The organism is Paenibacillus lacisoli, from assembly GCF_030580655.1.
Lineage (GTDB): Bacteria > Bacillota > Bacilli > Paenibacillales > Paenibacillaceae > Paenibacillus > Paenibacillus lacisoli.
In genome coordinates, this window is record NZ_JAUQTB010000004.1 from 175,087 (window position 1) to 197,842 (window position 22,756).

Here is a 22,756-nt window from a genome sequence, read left to right on the forward strand (position 1 = left end):
AGCATTCCGGCCTGTAAGAAACAGGGCGGAATGCTTGCGGTGTAAGCTGTTATTTTATACAAAATACCGATTCGATCCAGTGGTTAAGCTGCCTCACCTGCAGGCGCCGCGACTACGACAGGCACCGGATGTCTCCGCAATGCTGTGACAAGTACCGACACTCCTGCACATACGATGAGAATAGCGACCAGGGCGAGTGCTGCCTTGCCGGCATCCGGACCTCCCAGCTGAATACTCATAATGCCGTTCACTGCATAGGTCGCCGGAAGAACTGCGCTCAGATCATGGTAGAAGCTGCTCAGCATTTCTCGCGGCATCATCGCACCGGAGGATACCAGCTGCAGGGACATCATAATAATGTTAAAGAACATACCTGCCATGCCAAAGACGATCAGGAACATTTGTGTAAAGAACATGAACGTAAGCATCATCAGACTCTCATACATCCAGAGCGGCAGGAAACCCTGCTCCATCTGACCGCCGAACGAAACCACCAGGGTCGTGCCCACCAGAGAGACGAACAGCGCTGTACCTACATTGATTAGAACGCGGGCGCCAAACTTGCTCCACTTGCCCGCCTGAGCACCAATCATACCGCTGGACTGCTGAATATTCAGACCCATAATCATGGATCCTACGAAGGAAGCGAGAAGCATCATCATCGGCAACATTTGGTTATTCATTCCATTCACGGTGTGGATAGAAGTCAATTTCGATTCCACTTTGTTATGAATGGCTGTGGACAGCTGACCGGCTGCAGCAGTATCCATCCCTGCCTGTGCCAGTACGGAAGTTGTGCCTTGAACAGCTGTCTGTTGGCTGATCATGGCTGATACCTTTTGTTCAACTCCCTGCATGATGCTCTTCACAGTCATCGGATTTGCCTCGTTGATGGTATACTGTATTTCCGCCTTTTCCCCGGCACTTGCGGAAGTCAGGCGCTGGCTGAAATCAGCCGGAATGTCCATAACCATCTGCAAATCACGATGGTTCAGCTGACTTTGAGCCTGCGAAGCGGTAAGACCTGTAACAATCTCGAACGGCAGGCTGGATGCCAACGTATCTACGATTGTTTTCCCTGCACCTTGGTCTTCATTGACGATGGCAATCTTCAGCTGATCGCTGCGTTCACTAACACCGGAATAGGCTGTCATCCATACGACACTGAACACGATCTGGAACATGAGGGCCGTTATGATCCCAATGATGGTTGTAGGTTTTTTGAAAAATAATTTAAACGCCTTAAACATATCCGATTAAATCCCCCTAAATTTAATTTAAACGACCGTTTTAATCAAACGATTGTTTAAATCATATGAAAATTTAGTTAATCTGTCAATTGGTTTACAGAAAATATTTCACAAAAAAACCGCCCTGGAAAGGGCGGCTAGTTTTTCAGCTAATTTTACGTTATGAACAGCTAATTTAAAGTTTTAAAACTGCTCACTGCACTCCAAAGACTGCTGTTAGTGCTTGTCAATGCGCGTACCCGGTACTTATGCAGTGTCAACGGAAGCAGATTCTCATGAATGTATATATTATCATTTACTGTAGCCACAACTGCACCATCCGCTTCTATTTCATAAGCAGTTGCACCTGGAACAGCATCCCAGCTTAATGAAACGCTACTGTTTGTGACAGTGCCTTTGACAACAGGTGTGTTCAGCAGAGTTAATCCACTGATCAGGCTGCCCCAATTGCCTGTGCCTGCCGCATTTTTGGCTCGGATGCGGAACGTATGCTCACTGTTCGCGGCTAAGCCCGACTTGGTGTAACTGGTTGCTGTTAAGGACACCGCTGTACCGTCGATCTCCAGGTCGTATCCTGTCGCTCCCGTTACGGCATTCCATTTCACGCCGATCGCTGCATTCGTAACCGTGCTTATGTTCAGGCCGGTTACGTCGGCTGGAATGGTGCTCTGCGTCAGCAGCGCGGCCCAGGCACTTGTATTCGTATCCGTCAGAGCGCGGATCCGGTATTTGTGTGCCGTTCCCGGTACCAGGTTGGCATGAACGTACGTTGGATCCGTTACCGTCCCTACGACAACTCCATCCGCTTCCACTTCATATTTCACTCCATCTGCAATCTCTGCCCAGGTCAAGGTAACGGCTGTATCCGTCGACGCCGCCTTCAGCACCGGAGTGTTCAGCTGCGTGGTCCCGCTCACCGGGCTGCTCCAGCTGCCGACACCGGCTGCGTTCTTCGATCGGATGCGGAACGTATGCTCACTGTTCGCGGCTAAGCCCGACTTGGTGTAACTGGTTGCTGTTAAGGACACCGCTGTACCGTCGATCTCCAGGTCGTATCCTGTCGCTCCCGTTACGGCGGTCCATTTCACGCCGATCGCTGCATTCGTAACCGTGCTTATGTTCAGGCCGGTTACGTCGGCTGGAATCGTGCTCTGTGTCAGCAGCGCGGTCCAGGCACTTGTATTCGTATCGGTCAGAGCGCGAATCCGGTATTTGTGCGCCGTTCCTGGTACCAGATTGGCATGAACATACGCTGGATCCGTTACCGTACCTACGACAACCCCGTCCGCTTCCACTTCATATTTCGCTGCATCTGCAATCTTTGCCCAGGTCAAGGTAACGGCTGTATCCGTCGACGCTGCCTTCAGCACCGGCGTGTTCAGCTGCGTCGTCCCGCTCACCGGGCTGCTCCAGCTGCCGGTACCGGCTGCGTTCTTCGAACGGATGCGGAACGTATGCTCACTGTTCGCGGCCAAGCCCGATTTGGTGTAGCTCGTACCCGTGACGGCTACCGTTGTTCCATCGATCTCCAGGTCGTATCCTGTTGCTCCCGTTACGGCGGTCCATTTCACGCCAATCGCTGCATTCGTAACCGTGCTTATGCTCAGGCCGGTTACGTCGGCTGGAATCGTGCTCTGTGTCAGCAGTGCGGTCCAGGCACTTGTATTCGTATCGGTCAGAGCACGGATCCGGTATTTATGCGCCGTTCCCGGTACCAGATTGGCATGAACATACGTTGGATCCGTTACCGTCCCTACGACAACCCCATCCGCTTCCACTTCATATTTCGCTGCATCTGCAATCTCTGCCCAGGTCAAAGTAACGGCTGTATCCGTCGACGCTGCCTTCAGCACCGGCGTGTTCAGCTGTGTCGTCCCGCTCACCGGGCTGCTCCAGCTGCCGGTACCGGCTGCGTTCTTCGATCGGATGCGGAACGTATGCTCACTGTTCGCGGCCAAGCCCGATTTGGTGTAGCTCGTACCCGTGACGGCTACCGTTGTTCCATCGATCTCCAGGTCGTATCCTGTCGCTCCCGTTACGGCGGTCCATTTCACGCCGATCGCTGCATTCGTAACCGTGCTTATGTTCAGGCCGGTTACGTCGGCTGGAATCGTACTCTGTGTCAGCAGCGCGGTCCAGGCACTTGTATTCGTATCATTCACAGCCCTTACACGGTATTTATGCGCCGTTCCAGGGAGCAATCCCGATTGAACAAAAGCAGAATCTGTCACAGTTCCTACAACAGCCCCATCCGCTTCAATCTCATAAGATGATGCTCCGTCAATGGCTGTCCATACCAACGCTATACTATTTTGTGTAGAGCTGGCTTGCAGCGCAGGTGTGCTGAGAGATGTGAATGCGGTTAGCGGATCGCTCCAGCTGCCGGCTCCCCCGCTGTTTTTTGAACGAACCCGGAAAGAATGCTCTGTATTGGCAGCTAGTCCTGTCTTGTTGTAAGACGTCCCCGTTACAGCAGTAATGACCCCATCGACTTCCAGATCATATCCTGTCGCCCCCGCGACAGCGTTCCAGCTCACCGACAGCTTGTTAAACGTTGTGTCTGTGATTTTCAACCCGCCAGCACGCTCAGGAACTGTTTTCTGGGTAACGACCTTGCTCCACTGGCTTTCATTATCCCCGGAATAGGCTTTAAGCTGGTAGGTGTGGGTCGAGTTGGCCTCTAAAGCCTCATGCTTATAATTTAATACGTTCCCTAAATCCACTGGAGAAGCATTATCGATCTGGATCGAATAACTCGTGGCATGATCGACAGCCGCCCAGCTCACTATATTTGCACCTTCTGAAGGTTCTACATTAAGGACGGGCTGCTGCAAAAGAGTTCGAACCTGAACCGGACTGCTCCAGTCACTTTGGCCGAATTTATTGACTGCTCGAACCCTGTACGTATGTAATGTGTCAGGCTGAAGTCCTCCGGCCGTATAACTCTCACCATAGTAAGGTCCTTTATTCACACCATTTTCTTCAATTTCGTATTGAACCGCCTGATTAATGTGCGGCCATTGCAGACGGATGCTCGTCGCTGTCTTGTCAGCTATAATATTATTGGGCACGCCCGGGATATCCGTAACGGGTTCCGGTGAGCTCGTCTCTTTGACAAACTTCGGCAAGCCGTTTTGAGTGTAATAGGGGTTCACATCTGACAACAAATCCACAACCGTGCCGGTATCCGCATTTACAACCAGCGCCAGTGACTTTGTCTCAAAGCTGTAGACATCCCTCGGGGTCGGGAGACCGAAAACATCCACATTAGAATTGTTCCAAACCCCTACATTCATGCCGGACTGTCTGTACTCCATGGTGCTGTACAGCTCCCAAAGTTTATCAAAATCAATCAGAAAAGCATGAGGCACATTTCCTGAATAGGAAGAATTATAAGAGCCGTAAGAAACTTTCAATATATCGTTGAGATTACCTAAGATAGATTGACTTCTGGAAAAAAAGTACCCGGTTGCTGATACACTGTAATCACGCTTCCAGCTTAAATCGACTGCCTTTTGATTTACATAAAGCTTTCCGTCCTGCGAATGCATCACAAAGCTGTAATTACTGCTCGATGACCATACCCCATCAGCTGCTGCAGCATAAACCTGTTTTCCCCCAGGCAGGACAAACAGACCCATTACCATTACGATCACCAGTAATCGGGCTGTCCACCTTATAAATCGTTTATTCGGTTGTCTTTCAATCACGTTCTTCTCCCCTTAGATGAAGTTTAGCTGTATAACACTACCGTTAATTTTTTGCAGCATTAGAATGTTACAGCTTAGTGTATTATTCAATATTTTTTCTGCAATCCCTCTTTTACCCATTTAACATTTTATATTGTGTTAACACATCCGTTATCTTCTTCTTACAAAATAAAAAATAAGCCGGTGAAACCCGGCTTCTTATTCTCTCTACAACTTCACCCTCTGCAGACGCAGCGCATTCAGTACAACGGATACCGAGCTGAAAGCCATCGCAGCTCCCGCCAGCCACGGGGCCAGAAATCCGAGCGCTGCGATCGGTATGCCGATGACATTATAAGCCAGCGCCCAGAACAAATTCTGGCGGATATTACGCATCGTACGGCGGCTCATTAGAATCGCGTCCGGAATACTGTTCAGGCTGCCGCGCATCAGGGTGATATCCGCTGCCTCCATAGCAACATCGGTACCCGTCCCCATGGCCATGCCGATGTCGGCTGTCGCCAGTGCAGGGGCATCGTTGATACCGTCGCCGGCCATGGCCACCTTAACTCCCTGTGCCTGCAGACGGGAGACTTCCTCCGCTTTGCCTTCCGGCAGCACCTCGGCCAAAACCTTGTCGATGCCTGCCTCCGCGGCCACAGCAAGGGCCGTACGTTGGTTGTCCCCGGTGATCATGATCACATGGATGCCCATCTGTTTCAGTCTCGTGATGGCTTCCCGTGAGCTTTCCTTGATGGTATCCGCTACGGCGATCAGACCCGCATAAACACCGTCAACAGCTGTCAGCATAACGGTCTTGCCCTGACCCTCCAGATCCGTCATCCGATCCTCCACAGCGGTATCCAGCACAACCCCTTCCTGTGCCATCAGCTTCCGGGTTCCGACCACCACACGCTTCCCTTCGAACGCGGCCTTCACGCCATAGCCGGGAATATTCTCAAATTCACTTGTACGGCCCAGCACGATGCTCCGTTCTACCGCACCTTTCGCGATGGCCTGGGCCAACGGGTGCTCTGAAGATTTCTCGGCTGTACCTGCCAGATACAGCAGTTCCCCTTCGCTACGGCCAAGCGAAGCTTCCACATCAGTCAGCCGGGGTTTGCCATGTGTCACGGTTCCGGTTTTGTCCAGGACGACGGTCTGAACGGACTGAGCTGCTTCCAGATGTTCTCCGCCCTTGAACAAAATGCCGTACTCCGCTGCCCGGCCCGATCCAGCCATAATCGAAGTAGGGGTGGCAAGTCCCAGCGCGCACGGACAGGCAATGACCAGTACCGCGATCGCCTTCTCCAGTGCGTCTGCGAATTCCCAAGGGGTGACGAACAGATACCATACAGTAAAAGTAACCAGTGCAATTCCTACCACAATCGGCACAAAAATCCCTGATATGACATCGGCAATCCGCTGAATCGGAGCTTTGGAGCCCTGGGCTTCTTCGACCACTTTAATAATCTGCGCCAAAGCCGTATCCGAGCCGACACGTACTGCCCGGATCTGCAGTACACCGTTGGCATTGACCGTAGCCCCTGTGACAGCATCCCCGGGAGCTTTGTCGACCGGCAGACTTTCACCGGTGAGCATCGATTCATCCACGGAGGATTTGCCCTCCACCACTTCACCGTCTACCGGAATCTTTTCGCCCGGCTTTACCAACAAAAGATCCCCCGGCATAACCTGCTCGAGCGGAACCTCAATCTCTGATCCGTCCCTTAAAAGCCTTGCCGTCCGTGCCTGCAATCCCATCAGACTCTTGATGGCTTCCGAAGAGCGTCCTTTGGCCAGAGCCTCGAACCATTTGCCGACCAGAATCAGCGTGATCAGAATGGCACTGGTCTCATAATAAAGCTCCGGCCGGCTGTGCCCGTGCAAGCCGATAGAACGGAACGTCTGGTACAGACTGTAAAAGTAGGCAGCAGAGGTTCCCAGGGCCACCAGCACATCCATATTGGCACTGCCGCTGCGAAGCGATTTGTATGCACCCACATAGAACTGCCAGCCGATGATAAACTGGACCGGCGTAGCCAGTGCCAGCTGGAACCAGGGATTCATCAACAGCTCCGGGACATACAGCCAGGAGGTGAAGGAAAAATGTCCTGCCATCGCCCACAGCAGAGGCAGAGACAGAATCGCTGAGATCATCCATTTTAGGCGCTTGCGCTGAAGCTCCCGCTGCCGAAGATCCGCAACCTCTTCCCTGCCGGCCTGACGATGAGCATCATATCCAAGCTGGCGGATTTTCCCTATCACTTCTTCTACTCCGACCGCACCAGCCCTGTATTCAACCTGCGCAGTCTCCAGCGCGAGATTAACATTCGCCGTAATCACACCCGGCATACGCGATAATCCCTTCTCGATCCGCACCGCACAGGCGGCGCAGGTCATTCCCGTAATATCGAGATAGGCTGTAGCTTTCAGCGTATCATAACCGAGCGCCTGCACCTTCTCCTCCAGACGGCTGATATCCGTCATCTCCGGATCGTAAGTGACGGAGGCCTGCTCCAACGCAAGATTAACATGGGCTGTGTTTACCCCTTCCATCCGGCTCAGCCCTTTCTCGATCCGGGTTGCACAGGCAGCGCACGTCATCCCTGTTATCATCATCGTTGTCTGTGAAGCGGCTTGAGAATCAGGTTCCGCCTTTTCCTTGGCATTGTCCATGGTTCCTTTCCTCCTTACAATACCCCCATAGGGTATATAGATATCAAAAAAAATATACACTACAATTTGGTCTCTATTCCTCATTCTCCGGCCTTACCGATATGAAGAAGACCAGGACTGATACACAGCCCCGGTCCGGCCGATATACTCAGACTACGTCGTATCCTTGCTCTTCAATGGCTTCCTTAATGCTCTCCAGCTGCAGCTTGGCCTCGTCATATTCAACGGCTACCGTCTTGGACGGCAGATCGACTTTACCCGAAGCGCCAATATTCTTCAAGGCACCTTCTACAGCGTTCACACAATGGTTACAAGACATGCCTTCTACTTGCAGTGTTACATTTTTCATAAATCATTACCTCCCGGTTGTTCTGAATTTATGTTGCTTTATATGATTGCTTCACTAAATTACTTCATCAGTTTCTTCACCGTTACGAGCAGCTCGTCAATTACTTCAGATTCTCCAGCCTGGATCCGCTCTACCACACAGCTCCGCATATGACCCTCCAGCAGCAGCTTACCTACACCGTTCAGTGCCGACTGTACAGCTGCAATCTGATTCAGCACATCATCGCAGTAGGTATCCTTCTCGATCAGGCCCTTAATCCCGCGAATTTGTCCTTCAATTCGGTTCAGCCGAGATGTCAGACTGCTCTTCATTTGTTCACTATGGTGACTGCGCCGCGGCTGAGCCTCGGAAGTACTATGACACGCTTCCTGGACCGGAGTCTGCCCTTCGTCCTTCAATATGGCGTCCCCCTCCGTTTAAGTTATACCTGCATCTTAATATACCCCTTGGGGGTATGTCAAGCGATTTGCACCTTCTTAATCATAATCACAGTATTTCCATTCATCTTCCGGCATCTCATATTCCTCTTCTGAGAAACGTTCTTCCTTAAAGGGATCGGCCTCATTATGAAATCCGTGATTCTCCCAGAAGCCCTGCCGGTCTTCCTTCATAAATTCAATTCCCCGGATCCACTTGGCACTCTTCCAAAAATACAATTGCGGCACCACCAGCCGAATGGGCCAGCCATGCTTGGGTGTCAGCGGTTTGCCGTCATAATGATACGCCAGCAGCACGTCGTCTCCCATAAGCTCTGTTAACGGCAGGTTGGTCTCATAATCAGGATCCGCATGAATCATGACATAACCAGCATCCTTCTTCGGCGAGACGGCAGCGAGCAGATCACGGAACCGGACTCCCTCCCAGACGGTATCAAACTTGGACCAGCGTGTCACACAATGAATATCACTGACACTCTGTACTCGCGGGAGCTGCAGCAGATCAGCATAGGTAAATGTTTGTTCTTCCTCAACTTCGCCGAATACCCGGAGTGTCCACGTATCCAGTTCATAGCGCGGCACTTCCCCTATATGCAGAATGGGGAAACGATCGGTCAAGGATTGTCCCGGCGGCAGTCGGTCTCCCTCTTCGTGTGCAGACGGCCCGATTCGCCGGCTGGCGGCTTTGAGGCGCTTGGCCTTGTCTTCCATAATTCCCGCTCCTGTTCTCGCCTCTGTGGTACAGGCTTATTCTTTAAACAGCGTACAGCGGCCATGCGGTCTGAATATACCCAAAACCAGATGTGTGCTCTACAGGACAGGGTGGTTCTTGCCAGGCGGCCGCTGATCGTTCTCAATAAATTATACCATATAGCGGTATAGGCCTGACCGAATATGTACAGGCACAGACTATGCAAAACGCATTACTTTTAAATGAAATGGCAGGATTACTGTTAGCGAATCTGTTCGATTTATGCGGAATTGCTGACCTCAATCGACCTCATTTGATCTGATCTTCAATTTTTTTAGACATTCGTCAAAAAAACAAGAAGGAATTTCCATTTTTATTCCGAATATCTAATTATAAAATCTACAAGTTATGGAGTGTTCCCATGGTTTATGACGGTATTGTGCTGGGTCTCATCGTCGGTCTTTTCCGCGGAGGCTGGCGGCACGGGCTTCGGCAGTTCAGCAGCCTGAAGCTTCGTGGAGGCCTGTTGTTCCCGGTCCTGCTGCTGTTCCAGCTGTTTCTGTTCTATTTCCAGGAGAAATCCCAGTTTATCGCCTCAATCAACGGTTACCTTTTCTCAGCCTGTTACCTGGCAGGGCTGTATCTCCTCTGGCTGAACCGCCACCACAAGGGATTCTGGCTGATTTTCGCCGGTGTCTTCATGAACTTTCTGGTCATGGCAGTGAATGGAGGACGCATGCCGGTATCTCTCTCTGCCTCAGAGGTGCTAGGGCCCTACTATACAGAGCTCCTTAAGGAAGGCGCTGTGGTATCGAAGCATTTCATGATGGACAGCTCGACCCGTCTGTCGTTCCTTGGCGACATCATTCCTATTTCCAGCCCTTACCCGCGTACGCAGGTGATCAGTATCGGGGATGTTGTCATGAATCTGGGAATTTTCCTCTTTATCCAATCTCTTATGGTTGGCAAGAAAGAGAAACCGCAAAGCGCAGAACCGCATCATGCTTAATATACAGCAGACTCTGGGGAAAGGAGGCGAATGAAGGATGAAAAAACATTTTGAAGGCATCAAGACTTCCCGTCTTGTTATTAATGCAGTCATCGTAGCTTCCGTTGTTGTTGCTCTTACTTCCGGCTGGCGCTTAATCTAAAACATAGCATCACTGAAACAGGCTGATCTCTCGGCCTGTTTTTTTTCTGGCTTTAATGGACCGACCTTGTTATCTTTTTATACAAGGATCCTCACGAATAACTGCATCCCGGCTGGTTCCAGAGACGAAGCCGCGATGCCTGACATCCTAGAACGAAATTAGAGGCAGGAGAAGAACATGATGTCCAAATTCCATACCCTTGTGAGACGGTTTGAGCCAGGCAACTTGTATCTCGCGGTTTTGTGTGTTGCCGGACTGGCCGCTTTTATCCATACCAATCAATGGTCCTATTTCCGCTACTCCACATCCGATTGGGTACTTGTCTACACGATGCTCGGCGCTGCCCTGATGATGGAGTATTTCACTTTCCAGCTGCCTCCTGAAGGCAACACCCAGTCGATGGATTCCTCCATCTACCTGGCATGTATATTTATTTATGGAAGTGAATTAAGCCTTTCTGTCCTGCTGTTATCTTCCATCATCGTTGCCGTGTACAACCGTAAAATTAACGTCTGGCGCCATATGGCTAATTTCTCGGTATACTGCTTAATGATTTTTGTCTCTTCCTACGTATACATCTGGGCAGGCGGGATAGCAGGTCCACTGGATAATGAAAACTTGCTGCCCTATTTTCTCGCTCTGACGGCTTATTGTGTAACGAATGCCATCGCGATCGGTTTGTATTATTTTATCCGCTTCCGTTATTCGTTGTACGATTCCCTGCGCGGCTTCTTCGCGGAATCCCTGCTGGTGTATTTATGTACGCTGATTCTGTCCCTCATTCTGACGGTCCTGATCGTACATAACGGGATACTGGGCCTGCTGCTGTTCCTCGGCATCACGATTCTGCTGTCCCACGCCTTCAAACAGCTGTTTGACATGTACCGCAAAATTGAGGAAAAAGCCAATATGGATCGGCGGACAGGCCTCTTTAACCACAGCTATTTCGAGAACATCCTGGAAGTGGAAATGCACAAAGCCAAAGCTGAAGGCACGCCGCTGACACTCGCTCTGATTGATATTGATGATTTCAAAAAATATAACGATCATTTCGGACACCTCAAGGGCGATCAGCTGTTAGGCTTTCTCGGGGAACGTTTGAAGCAGGAGAGCGAAGGGTCCGAGGTAACCGTTTCGCGCTATGGCGGCGAGGAATTCACCCTGCTCATGCCCGGTATGGAGCTGGAAGAGGCTTACCGGTATATTGACCGCATCCGCAAAAAGCTGAATGATACGTATTTCGACGGTGTCGAAATCTTCCCGCACGGCTGCCTGTCCTTCTCAGCAGGAGTCGCGCCTTACCAGATCGATCTGTATGACAAGTCCCAGCTGGTAGATCAGGCAGACAAAGCGCTGTATTATGCCAAAAAGCAGGGTAAAAATGTCGTTCACGCATACGGCAGCCATAACAGCATTGAGCAGGAAATTAACCTGGGCCAGGAGATCCACGATATTGAGCAGCAGCTGAACTTGTTTATCTATAAAGACATCGGCACGTTCAAACATTCCAAAAGGGTTTTCAAATATGCGATGGATATGAGCGAGGTCCTTCAGCTGCAGCCTCAGGAGAAACGGACCTTCGTGCTAGGAGCACTTATCCATGATATCGGCAAGCTGGAGCTTCCCTGGAACGTACTGAACAAAAAAGAGAAACTGACGGACGAAGAATGGGAACTCATCAAAAGTCATGTCACCTGGGGCAAAAGAATCGCTTCCACGAACGAAAATTTCAAGGAGCTGATTCCCTATATCGAGCTGCACCATGAACGGTATGACGGCAAGGGGTACCCCTATGGCTTTAGAGGCAGCGAAATCCCACGGTTATGCCGGATGCTTACAATTATTGACTCTTTTGATGCGATGACGACCGAGCGTCCATACCAGCAGACCAAAAGTGTGGAACAGGCGATCACGGAGCTCAGAGCCTGTGCAGGCACCCAATTTGATCCTGAACTCACGGAGCTCTTTATCCGCTATATTCAGGACCTTCACCACATGCATGTTAGCAGTAAGGAGGAAAATGACGAACTTGTAAGTCCGATGTTGGACTAGCCGTATCGGCTCTAGGAGCTCATTTCTGCAGACAAAGGGGTACGCCGCAGGTCATATATGGCTTGCAGTGTGCCCTTTCTGTATAATTAGGTCCAAATGCTTGTTCGAGGTGAAGATTTCCCATGTCCTATAAACAGCTAAAATGGATGATTCTGCTCATTCCGACCCTTACCGTTGGTTTATGGGAGTATATCCGGCACCAGCTGCTGATGCCCTACCTCTCCATGGGAGCTGGTAATTGGCTTACTCCGCTTATTGTATACATCGTTAGCGTCACTCTGCTCAGCCGGCTGTTCACCATGATGGAGACGGCCCGCTCGGAGCTGGAACGAGAACGAGCCTCCAAAGCCTCACTTGAAGCAAGGGAACAGCTTGCCCGTGAACTGCATGACGGCATCGCCCAGTCGCTCTTCCTGCTGTCCGTCAAACTCGATAAGGCCAAACGCCATGATCCTAACCCGGCTATTACCCAGGATTTGCAGGAGATCACCAAAACGGTTCATGAGGTTAACCGCTACGTTCGGCAGGCCATCTCCGACCTGCGTGAGGTTCACGAAGAATTGCCGGAAGAGCCGCCGCTTGATCTGCGCCGCAAGGTTGCGGCTTTGACGGAATCGATCCTGCCCGGCACTCTGCTCGACTGGCACATCGCGGATGACCAGCTGGTACCGCGTGAACAGGCCGAGCTGCTCGCTTGTATACGCGAAGGTCTTCTGAATGCCCGCAAGCACGCCCAAGCGGAACGGACCGCTGTCGTTGGCAGGAAAACAAGGACTGGCTGGGAAGTGGTCATTGAGGATGACGGTATCGGTATTACCGGTGATCCGCTGCTTATCCCTGACCGTTACGGCCTGCGCATCACCCGGGAGCGGGCAGCCCAGATGGGCTGGATGTTCTCATTCGAGCACGAACCCGGCTGTACCCGCATGATCATTCAGAAGGAGGAGACCCTATGACTACCAGAATACGTGTACTTGTTGCAGATGATTCAGCTCATGCCCGTGAAGCGGTCTGTGAAATCCTTGCGGAAGACCCCTGCTTTGAGGTACTCGGCACGGCCTCATCCGCGGAAGAGGCCCTTGAGCTGACAGAGCAGTGGATGCCGGACCTCATTCTTATGGATATCCGCATGCCCGGTATGAACGGACTGGAAGCCACCAGACTGATCAAACTGCGTTACCCTTACGTCAAAATTGTAATGATTACTGTCTCCGATGATGTGGCCCATTTGTTCGAAGCGCTGCGCCAGGGGGCGCAGGGATATCTTCTTAAAAACCTGGCCCCCTCCACCTGGCTGGAATATCTGCGTGCCATCGTGAATGATGAAGCTCCCTTCAGCCGGGAGCTGGCGTACCGGATTTTGCAGGAGTTCCCGACATCGGCCAAAGAAACGCAGCAGGCCTCTCCGCTTACAGCCAGAGAGCGTGAAATCCTGAACTGGGTTGCCTCCGGCAGCACCAACAAAGAAATCGGTGAAGGCCTGGGCATTTCGGACCAGACTGTCAAAAATCATCTCAAAAATATCCTGCAGAAGCTGCAGCTGGAGAACCGGGTGCAGCTCACGCGCTATGCCCTGGAACAGGGTCTGGTAGAGCGCAGATTTAACCGGTCTTGAATCATCGCATGTTCCCGCTTTAAACCACCACATTACGAGGGTTCGGTCCAACCGGAGCCTCTTTTTGTCGCACATCTGTAACATTTGCCATTCTGCTCTAGGTGATGCATAGCCCAATGTGGTCATGTGGAAGCCCGTCTCCGGCAACTATAATAAAGTTAATGTACAAGCCAATTTCTGTGTAAGCAGGTGAAACCAACATGACACGACATCGTTTGTCCTTTACATTAGGCACGCTGATTCTCGGGCTGGTGTTCCTTCTGCTGTTTCCCCAGCTAACCCTGGCTCACGCCTATGTGGTACAGTCCACCCCGGCCGCAAATGCCGAAATGGATCAGCCGCCGCAGCAGATCACTATTGAATTTAATGAAGCTGTTCAATCAGCCTTCTATTCGCTCCAGGTCAGTAACGAGAACGGCCGGCGCGTCGATCTCGATCAGGCCCGGATTGATCCCGGTAATCCGGCTGTGCTGGAGAATGATCTGGCCGCCGGCCTGCCGAACGGCTCCTACCTGATCTCCTGGAAGGTACTCTCCGGGGACGGTCATCCGATCCAAGGCACGATCCCCTTCCAGGTGGGTCCCGCCGGAGCCGCTGGCGGAACCGGCACACCGCAGCCGGCAGCGGAAGCCAACGCCGTGCAGCCCCAGCTGGTCGCTGACCGCTGGCTGCTGTACGCCGGATTGGCAGTGCTGCTCGGTGCCCTGGCCTTCCCGCTCTATGTCTACCCGCCGGGTCGACGTGCTGACGGCCAGGACAACATGCGCGGCTGGACTCCCCTGCCGCGCACCGGCCCGCTGCTGTGGAGCGCCTACGGCGTGATGGCAGCAGCGCTGGTGTGCAGCCTGCCCCTGCAGGCTGCCTGGGATGCCGGCGTGCCGCTGCTTGCAGCGATAAAGCCCGCCGTGCTCGCGGACACGCTGCAGCATACCGCCTTCGGCACCGTCTGGCTGATCCAGACGGTGCTGGCGCTGCTGCTGAGCGTCCTGCTCATCGCGGTGATGGACCGCGATGTATCGGCACGCATGCGTACCTTGTGCGCGCATGCGGCGGTGGCCCTGGTCCTGGGCATCATGCTGGCCCAGGCCAGCAGCGGCCATGCCGCCGCCGCGGCGTGGAAGGGGCTGGCCATCGCGATGGACTTCGTCCATCTGGCGGCAGCCTCCTTCTGGATCGGCGCGCTCGCCGTCATGGCCATCGGCCTGCCTGCGGCCGTCCGCAGCCTGGAAGGGCTGCAGCGCAAGCAGGCCTATGCCCGGGCCATCCGTTCCTTCGGCGGCTGGGGCATGTACGCGGTGGCCCTGCTGGCAGCCACCGGCGTCTACGGCAGCATCATCTATCTGCCGGCCTGGTCTTCGCTGTGGAGCAGCACCTACGGTCTGGTTCTGATCGCGAAGACGCTGCTGATGCTGGCCATGCTGGGATTTGCGGCACGACAGTTCCGTGCCGGAAGACAGTCCGCAGCCCCGGACCGGGATAAGACAAGCAGCCCAGGAGGAAAAAGCATCTGGTGGGAATTCGGAATTGGTGCCGCCATTCTGCTGCTAGCCGCTCTGTTGACCCACCTGTCACCGCCCCATCCGGAGCCGCCGGGTCCCTATGCAGTTACGCAAAAGACAGACCAGGGCTATCAGGTCAAACTGATGATCAGCCCTGGCCAGGTGGGCCGGAACCGCTTTGAGGTCCAGATTCTGGACCCGCAGGAGCAAGCCGTATCCGGCATTCAGCAGGTGACTTTGACGCTCAGGCATACCGAAATGGATATGGGTACCGAGGAGATCGTGATGCCTTATGCCGAAGGCAAACCGTTTGAAAGTTCAGGTATTTTCAGCATGCTTGGTGAATTCGAGGTCAAAGTGCATGCATTGACCCAATCGCTCGACGCCATTGACAGCACGTTTACCGTACAGGTAAGCCCGCCCGATTCCTGATGCAGGCAGCAGACTGCTATCAGTGGAACCAACTGAATGTAATAGATTATTTCTCTAAAAGTGAAGGAGCTAACGATTCATGAAAATTAAAGGAGCAAAAAAACTGATCTCTGTCATGGCAGCCGCAGCTGCTTCCATGATGCTGTTCACAGGCATCGCCAGTGCCCATGTATCCGTCAAGCCGGCGGTCTCGCAGACAGAAGCCTGGGAAACCTATTCCATGAAGGTACCGGTTGAGAAAAACCTGCCCACCACGAAGATTGTACTGAAAGTGCCCGAACAAGTGATGTTCAAGCAGTATCAGCCGATCCCGGGCTGGTCTGTAGACCTGGAGAAGAATTCCATGGATGTTATTACACAAGTGACCTGGACGGCAGCCGGGGACGGCATTCAGCCTGGGCAATATCAGCTGTTCAGCTTTGTCGCGCAGAATCCGGCAGCCGATGCTGAGGTAGCCTGGAATGCTTACCAGTATTACAGCGACGGCAGCATCGTAGAGTGGACCGGTGATGAAGGCGCAGATCATCCGCACTCCATAACCAAAATCAGTGCCGCACCAGCTGAGACGGCAGCACCTGCGGACAGCGGCCATCACAGTGCAGGGGCTGCTGACAGCACAGGTACCTCTTCGGAGAGCAAGGATAATGCCAACAGTGCTCCGGCCGATGACAGCGGAAATACCACCCGGACAGTAACGTTAATTATTGCGGTTGCAGCTCTTGTTTTATCCGTCATTACCTTGGTCGTAACCTTGGGTAAACGCCGGAGCCGCTAAAAAATGCACCTCCGTCCGGGACAGGGCTGACTATAGCAATAATGATTCAAAAGAATAAAGACCCAAAAAACCGCCGGGGCTTCCCGGCGGTCTTTATGTTCCTGCAACCCGGCAGCAGGCCCAGCCTGATGTCGTCATTACAGAATATATATATATGCACTTAATCGCTGCTAAAAAATTTAGTCTTTGTTACGCTGGCGGGCACGAGCCTCGCCGCCTTTGCGGCCTGCCTCTTCACGGCTCATCTTGCCGTCACCGCCGTCATTGCCAGAGTTATTACGGGATTCGCCGCCTTTTTGGCCAATCTCCTGGTAGAATTCCTTACCATGGGAATCCGATGTGGCCTCTCCGCCTTTTTGACCGATCTCCTGATAGAAGTCTTTGCCATGGGAATCGGAAGTGGCTTCCCCGCCTTTTTGACCGATCTCTTGGTAGAATTCCTTACCATGGGAATCCGATGTGGCCTCTCCGCCTTTTTGACCGATCTCCTGATAAAATTGTTTATCGTGAGAATTTGAAGTGGCTTCGCCGCCTTTTTGGCCGATTTCCTGATAAAATTCTTTGTCATGATTTTTTGCAGTAGCTTCTCCACCCATACGGCCCGCTTCTTCTCGACTCATTTTGCCATTCTGGTTTTGATTCTTTGCCATGTTAATCACTCCTCTGAATTTTTTGAATTTTTAGTAAAATCTGTGACGATATGTAATTAACCGAACACAGAATTTTTAAACATTCGGAAGCTCGCTTGGTCATCCAGCTCAGCACTTCCTTGACCTCTACTTACCCGCTGTGTGAGGAATTAAGCGCTGTTAAATATATGAAAAAAGACCCTGCCAGCACGGGCAGGGCCTTCACTATTTACAGTTTCATGAATGTCTGCAAAATACGGTCAGACAGGTACGGCAGGTATTCGTGACCGTATTCGTGGTAGATGAGCAATTCTTTGTCCGCCTGGATTTTGTTATACACCGCAAACTGCGTGGAAGGCGGACAGACCGTATCGGTCAGCCCTGTCACGAATAGTATTTTGCCTTGAATCCGGTCTGCGAGATTCTGGATATCGATATAGCCAAGCCGCTTAAACACGGTATCCTCCCGCCGGTGATTCGGGTCAAAAAAACGGAAATAATAGTGCAGCTCCTCGTAAGCCGAAGTCGTGATATCCAGTTCAAATGCCCTTTTATAGTCGGACAGGAAAGGATATACAGTAACTGCTGAACGTACACGCGGTTCCAACGCCGCACATGCTGTAGTCAGCGCTCCTCCCTGCGACATCCCGAATACACCGATCCGCTCTTCATCCACCTGTTCCATGGACATCAAAATGCGGACCGTCTGAACCGTATCGAGGAACACATTGCGGTAATACAGCTTATCCGGGTCGGGATCGTCAATCCCGCGGATCATATGCCCCCGCACCGTCGTCCCCTGCACCGTCAGATTATCTTCGGACAGACCGCCCTGGCCGCGGCAGTCCATGGCCAGCACCGTGAAGCCATAAGCTGCATACCCCGCCTTCTCGGACCAGTCACCGCTGTCGCATGCGTATCCGTGAAAGTAAGCCAAGCCCGGTCCCGGCGCAGCAGCAGGTACTTTGGGCCGTGCCATTTTGCAATGGATGCGCGCCCCGCCTACACCTGTAAAATAAAGATGAAAACAGTCGGCAAGCGGAGATTGAAATTCCGCCGGAACCAGTTCGTAATCAAGCGGCTGGTTATCCAGTTCCTTCAAAGCTCTGGCCCAGTAGTCATCAAAGTCAGCCGGTTTGGGACTGATTCCGTTATAGCTGTACAGCTCTGATAAAGGCATATCTGCGGGCATTTGCAGCCCTCCTTTATATTTAATATTTACTACTTTGCCATACCATCATAAAATTCCTTGATCACACGTTCAGCCGGCTTCCCATAAACACCGTAACCATCATTAACACGCGCCGTTTCTTCGGGGTAGAGCAGCGCCTCCCAGTCCCACAGGCCGAACCCGCTCACCCAATCCCGCTGGGAAGCATGACGGAACATCGTTTCATAGAAAGCCTGCTGCTCCTCCACGTTGACTTTGCCCTGCAGCCCCCAATCGTTCGGAATCATCGAAGATCCGGCACGGCTCGGACAGCCCGCTTCAGCGAAGAAGAACGGACGGTTAAAAGGAGCAATAATGGTCTCAATCCGGTCCAGCTGCCGCACCCAATCGTTGATCGGGTAATATCCGCTGGAAGAAATGACATCCACAGCATCCCACCAGCTGACGTTACCTTCCTGATATTTATCTGTGTTGTATGAAATCAGCCCTTTATATTCCCCGCGCACCTTCCCGATCAGCTTGCGCCATTCTGATGCCCTGCGCTCCGTCTGTACCATCTCACATCCTACGATCATCATCTCGCAGCCGGACTGTTCGGCCAGGCGGGCATAATGCAGCTGATAGGCTGTATAGCTCTCGAACCATTCATGCCATTTCGGTTCACACGGAACATCCAAATCAAAGAAATTGATATGTGCCCGCCAAGTCCCATCCGAGCAGTTAACTGTAGGTTTCATGATCGTCTTCATCCCCAGCGACTGGGCATATGCAATCATATCCAGCAGTTCTTCATCTTCAACCATATGCTCACCCTGATAATGAACAACTGTCGTATGCGGAGTATCCTGAAGGGCGGCCAGGGCAAAGATGACATGCGTTGTTCCTGTCCGTTCCTGCAGCAGTCTCAGCGATTCCTTTGCCTCCGGCTTGCGGAAATCGCCCCTCCGGTTCATCCAGCCGAAAGTAAAACCTTTAATATAGTCCATCTTGTCCTCCTTAGTACGGTGTCTCAGGCTGTATCGATCCTTCTTATTTCACAGAGCCGTTCGTCAGTCCGTTATAAATGTATTTCTGCAGGAACAGGAAGATGATCAGTGTCGGAATGATGGCGATCATGATGCCGGCGCTGATCACTTCCCACTGCGAGCCATACGGCCCTTTAAACTTGAATAGTGCGGTTGATATAACCTGCAGACCTGACTTCGGCATATACAGAAACGGGGTATAGAAATCGTTGTAGATATTGACGCCCTTGACGATAATCACAGTTACGATGGCCGGCTTCAGCAGCGGCAGAATGATGCGCCAATAGATGGTGAAGTAGGATGCACCGTCCAGCATAGCGGACTCATCCAGCGCTACGGCAATGGAATCCAGAAACTGCAGGAAAATATATACGGCAATAATGTCAGTACCGAGATAAAGAACAATGGCAGCCCAGCGGGTATTCACGAGGTCAAGGGCACTGATAATCTGAAAGGTTGCCACCTGGGTCGTTACACTTGGAATGAGGGTAGCAAGCAGAAAGGCACCCATCATTAGTTTGCTGCCTCTGAATTTGAAACGGCTGAGTACAAAGGCAATCATGGAGCCTGTCAGCGTGGCACCAATGATTGAGATAATGAGAATGAAGGCCGTATTTGCGAAGCCCATGAGCATTTTGCCGTCAATGAAGGCCTTCGTATAGTTAGCAAAATTCAGCCAGTCGGCCGGTGGTGTAAGCGGACTGGTGGAGCCATATTCCGCCTTCGTTTTGAAAGAGGCGAAGAAGACAACCACGATCGGCAGCAGTGCTACAAAAGCACCGAGCAGCAGTGTCACATATTTAAAGATACCTGCGGATGATTGTTTGAGCATGTTCATCTTTATTTCTCCTCCCTAACCGCCAGCCGCTGCAGAAGCGTGACTATGATAACGATAAACAGCAGAACGACCGCCATCGCAGAAGCCAGACCCAGCTTGCTGTACTTGAAGGCCACGTCAATGGTCTGGATAACAAAGGTTTTACTTCCATTCGCACCGTCTACCATAATGTAAGGAATGTCAAAGGCACTGATCGCACCGCTGATGGCCAGGATCAGGTTCAGCTGCAGGATACGCTTGATGCTCGGCAGAATGATATGACGGAACTGATGCCAGCGGTTTGCACCATCGATATCGGCCGCTTCATAGATATCCCGGTCAATGGAGCTGATCGCGCCGAGAAAGATAATGAAGTTAAAGCCCATGTATCTCCATACCGAGGCTCCTGCCAGCGAGACGTTGATAATATCCGGGTTCCCCAGCCAAAGATTAATATAATGGCTGAGTCCCAGCGCATTCAGCAGGGTATCAAAGGTACCATCCGGCCGGAAGAAAAACAGGAAGATGAAACCAATCGCTACGCCGTTCAGCATATAAGGGAAGAATAGGACGCCTTTGAAAAAGTTCTTGAAACGGACCTTAAAGCTGAGAATGGTTGCAAAATAAAGTGCCAGCCCCATCTGCACGAATGTACCGACAAAGTAATACAGGCTGACTTTAAATACAGAGAAGTACTCACTGTCCGTAAAAATCTTCTTGTAATTATCAAAGCCGACATAATCCATATGCTTGCTGTAACCGTTCCAGTCGGTAAAGCTGTAACGGAACATGTTAAAGACCGGCAGGTAAGCGAAGACCGCCAGCAGCACGAGCGGAATCAGGGAGAACGCAGCAATAATCACCTTTCTCTGGGACTTGTAGCTCAAATTTGAGAATTTTAACATCATGCACCTCCGGTTCGAATTGAAAGTGCCGGACAAGATCGCCTTATTGGGACGGCGATCTCGACCGGCTGCAGGATTCGGATGGATTATTCCGCGACTTCCTTGCGGGCTTTAACCCATTTTTCATTGAGGGCCTTCATGATGTCGTCATAGGATTCTTTACGGTTGCCGATACCAGATTCAATAATCATCTTCTTGAAGTCAGGCTGCCAGAGACCGATCTCTGCTTCCTTATCAATCTTGTCTACAAGACCTTCCTGTCCGGCTTTACCTGGAGTCAGTGTCTTGAACTCAACGCCCTGCTCACCATACTGTTTCAAAATATCTGGCAGCGCAGCGCCTACAACCGGGCTTACACTTCCAGCCTGCTCCACAGCATAATTGGATTCGTTCAAGAACCAGTCTAACCAGGCTCTGGCTGCTTCCTTGTTCTCACTATTCACGTTGATACCAACGTTATAATCGGCCGCCAGCGGTACCATAACCTTAGAAGCGTTGGTAGGGAACGGCATGAAACCGATATCGTCCTTGTTCTGTGCCAGACCTTTGATCTGGTCAATCGCCCAGGAACCAAGAACCATTGTTGCGATCTTGCCGTTTGCCATATCCGCCTTGGAGCTCTCCCAGTCCGTAGTCGTCGGATCCTTTTCAATCAAGCCTTCCTTGGCTACGTCATACATAATTTTGTACAGATCATAGTGCGGCTGGCCTGGAACGAAGTTGTCATCCGAGTTAGGCTGAGTCACATTCACATAATCCGGGTCGCCTGCCATCGTAGGCACATCCGCTTCCCACTGGGTTAATGGCCAGCCGGCAGCATAGTTGGTATACAGCGGCACTGCGCTTGTTTTGGCTTTAACCTGCTTCAGAGCAGCCAGGAATTGATCCGGTGTTTTCGGAATTTCTGTGACGCCTGCATCGTTAAACACTTTTTTGTTATAGATCACACCGGAATACGTAATAGCGATCGGAACTCCGTATACCTTGTTATCCACCATACGTTCCTCGATGCCTGTATACTTCGCTTTCATTTCATCATAAGAGCCCAGCGGCTCGAAGAAGTCCGGAATATCGGCAATCGGAATGCTGGTTGGAATCAGCAGGACATCACCGTAGTCTTTGGTGCCCATACGTACCTTGATCTGTCCCTCATAATCTGAGAGAGCCTCAAACTGTACGTTGATATTAGGATATTTCTCATTAAATTTCTTTTTATAATCCTGAAAAACGGTATCAACGATATCTGTGCGCTGCGTAATGACCGTGATATCGCCTTTCAGCTCTTTGGGATCATTACTGGCAGCAGCTCCGCCGCTGCTCTCCTCTTGTTTGGAAGAACAACCCGCGAACAGACCCGCCACCAGCATCAGGGACAGGAATACAGACGCAAACTTCCTTTTGTTCATGTTAGAACCCCTTTCTTTAGCTCAATATTAGTTAATCGATAAGGTTACAAATGCATTCTATATTGGTAACGCTTTCGAGTCAATATGTAATTCAAAATATTTTGTATGCGCTTAACTTTTCTCTATTCCCTAAAAAACAATACTTATTGATTACTTAACGACCTTATGTTCATTCTTATTCATG

Annotated in this window: 18 protein-coding genes; 6 read left to right on the forward strand and 12 right to left on the reverse strand. The window is 51.5% G+C overall.

Translation table 11 applies throughout. From position 1 onward, the window contains the following. Positions 1–83: 83 nt before the first annotated feature. The 6 genes from Q5741_RS10215 to Q5741_RS10240 form a co-directional block, all read right to left on the reverse strand. Positions 84–1,250, reverse strand: a complete 1,167-nt coding sequence (locus Q5741_RS10215) for a YhgE/Pip domain-containing protein (RefSeq protein ID WP_305023985.1) — start codon at positions 1,248–1,250, stop codon at positions 84–86. A 170-nt stretch (positions 1,251–1,420) separates the two neighbouring features. Continuing rightward, entirely contained in the window at positions 1,421–4,960 is a 3,540-nt protein-coding gene (locus tag Q5741_RS10220; protein WP_305023986.1) for a fibronectin type III domain-containing protein, read from the reverse strand. Between the two features lie 207 nt (positions 4,961–5,167). Next, positions 5,168–7,618, reverse strand: a complete 2,451-nt coding sequence (locus tag Q5741_RS10225) for a heavy metal translocating P-type ATPase (protein WP_305023987.1) — start codon at positions 7,616–7,618, stop codon at positions 5,168–5,170. A gap of 148 nt (positions 7,619–7,766) precedes the next feature. Beyond that, positions 7,767–7,967, reverse strand: coding sequence for a copper ion binding protein (locus Q5741_RS10230; protein ID WP_305023988.1), 201 nt, complete (start codon positions 7,965–7,967; stop codon positions 7,767–7,769). A gap of 59 nt (positions 7,968–8,026) precedes the next feature. Beyond that, a complete protein-coding gene (locus tag Q5741_RS10235) occupies positions 8,027–8,365 on the reverse strand; it encodes a metal-sensitive transcriptional regulator (protein WP_305023989.1) in 339 nt (112 codons plus the stop codon). A gap of 78 nt (positions 8,366–8,443) precedes the next feature. Continuing rightward, entirely contained in the window at positions 8,444–9,115 is a 672-nt protein-coding gene (locus Q5741_RS10240) for a sulfite oxidase-like oxidoreductase (RefSeq protein WP_305023990.1), read from the reverse strand. A gap of 401 nt (positions 9,116–9,516) precedes the next feature. Here Q5741_RS10240 and Q5741_RS10245 point away from each other — a divergent pair, with 401 nt between their 5' ends. The 6 genes from Q5741_RS10245 (at position 9,517) to Q5741_RS10270 (ending at position 16,619) form a co-directional block, all read left to right on the forward strand. After that, positions 9,517–10,104 (forward strand): DUF5317 domain-containing protein, encoded by a 588-nt coding sequence (locus tag Q5741_RS10245; protein WP_305023991.1) that lies wholly within the window; start codon positions 9,517–9,519, stop codon positions 10,102–10,104. A gap of 319 nt (positions 10,105–10,423) precedes the next feature. Beyond that, the gene (locus Q5741_RS10250; protein WP_407074341.1) at positions 10,424–12,298 is read left to right on the forward strand and encodes a bifunctional diguanylate cyclase/phosphohydrolase; all 1,875 of its coding nucleotides are present in this window, start codon (positions 10,424–10,426) and stop codon (positions 12,296–12,298) included. 122 nt (positions 12,299–12,420) lie between these two features. After that, a complete protein-coding gene (locus Q5741_RS10255; RefSeq protein ID WP_305023993.1) occupies positions 12,421–13,254 on the forward strand; it encodes a sensor histidine kinase in 834 nt (277 codons plus the stop codon). After that, a complete protein-coding gene (locus Q5741_RS10260) occupies positions 13,251–13,913 on the forward strand; it encodes a response regulator (protein WP_305023994.1) in 663 nt (220 codons plus the stop codon). Before Q5741_RS10255 ends, Q5741_RS10260 begins: the two co-directional genes overlap by 4 nt. A 200-nt stretch (positions 13,914–14,113) precedes the next feature. Then, the gene (locus Q5741_RS10265) at positions 14,114–15,844 is read left to right on the forward strand and encodes a copper resistance CopC/CopD family protein (protein ID WP_305023995.1); all 1,731 of its coding nucleotides are present in this window, start codon (positions 14,114–14,116) and stop codon (positions 15,842–15,844) included. Between the two features lie 79 nt (positions 15,845–15,923). After that, positions 15,924–16,619: a YcnI family copper-binding membrane protein gene (locus tag Q5741_RS10270; RefSeq protein ID WP_305023996.1), complete on the forward strand. Its 696-nt coding sequence runs from the start codon at positions 15,924–15,926 to the stop codon at positions 16,617–16,619. 179 nt (positions 16,620–16,798) lie between these two features. On the opposite strand, the gene Q5741_RS10275 is transcribed toward Q5741_RS10270, so the two are convergent. From Q5741_RS10275 to Q5741_RS10300, 6 genes are all read right to left on the reverse strand, one after another. Then, positions 16,799–17,269: a KGG domain-containing protein gene (locus tag Q5741_RS10275; RefSeq protein WP_305023997.1), complete on the reverse strand. Its 471-nt coding sequence runs from the start codon at positions 17,267–17,269 to the stop codon at positions 16,799–16,801. A 208-nt stretch (positions 17,270–17,477) separates the two neighbouring features. Then, positions 17,478–18,440, reverse strand: a complete 963-nt coding sequence (locus Q5741_RS10280; protein ID WP_305023998.1) for an acetylxylan esterase — start codon at positions 18,438–18,440, stop codon at positions 17,478–17,480. A gap of 29 nt (positions 18,441–18,469) precedes the next feature. Next, positions 18,470–19,405: a glycoside hydrolase family 113 gene (locus Q5741_RS10285; protein WP_305023999.1), complete on the reverse strand. Its 936-nt coding sequence runs from the start codon at positions 19,403–19,405 to the stop codon at positions 18,470–18,472. Positions 19,406–19,448: 43 nt separating this feature from the next. Further along, entirely contained in the window at positions 19,449–20,282 is an 834-nt protein-coding gene (locus tag Q5741_RS10290; protein ID WP_305024000.1) for a carbohydrate ABC transporter permease, read from the reverse strand. A 2-nt stretch (positions 20,283–20,284) separates the two neighbouring features. Continuing rightward, positions 20,285–21,166: a carbohydrate ABC transporter permease gene (locus Q5741_RS10295; RefSeq protein WP_305024001.1), complete on the reverse strand. Its 882-nt coding sequence runs from the start codon at positions 21,164–21,166 to the stop codon at positions 20,285–20,287. An 86-nt stretch (positions 21,167–21,252) separates the two neighbouring features. After that, complete coding sequence (locus tag Q5741_RS10300) at positions 21,253–22,572, reverse strand: ABC transporter substrate-binding protein (RefSeq protein WP_305024002.1); 1,320 nt, start codon at positions 22,570–22,572, stop codon at positions 21,253–21,255. Positions 22,573–22,756 lie beyond the last annotated feature (184 nt).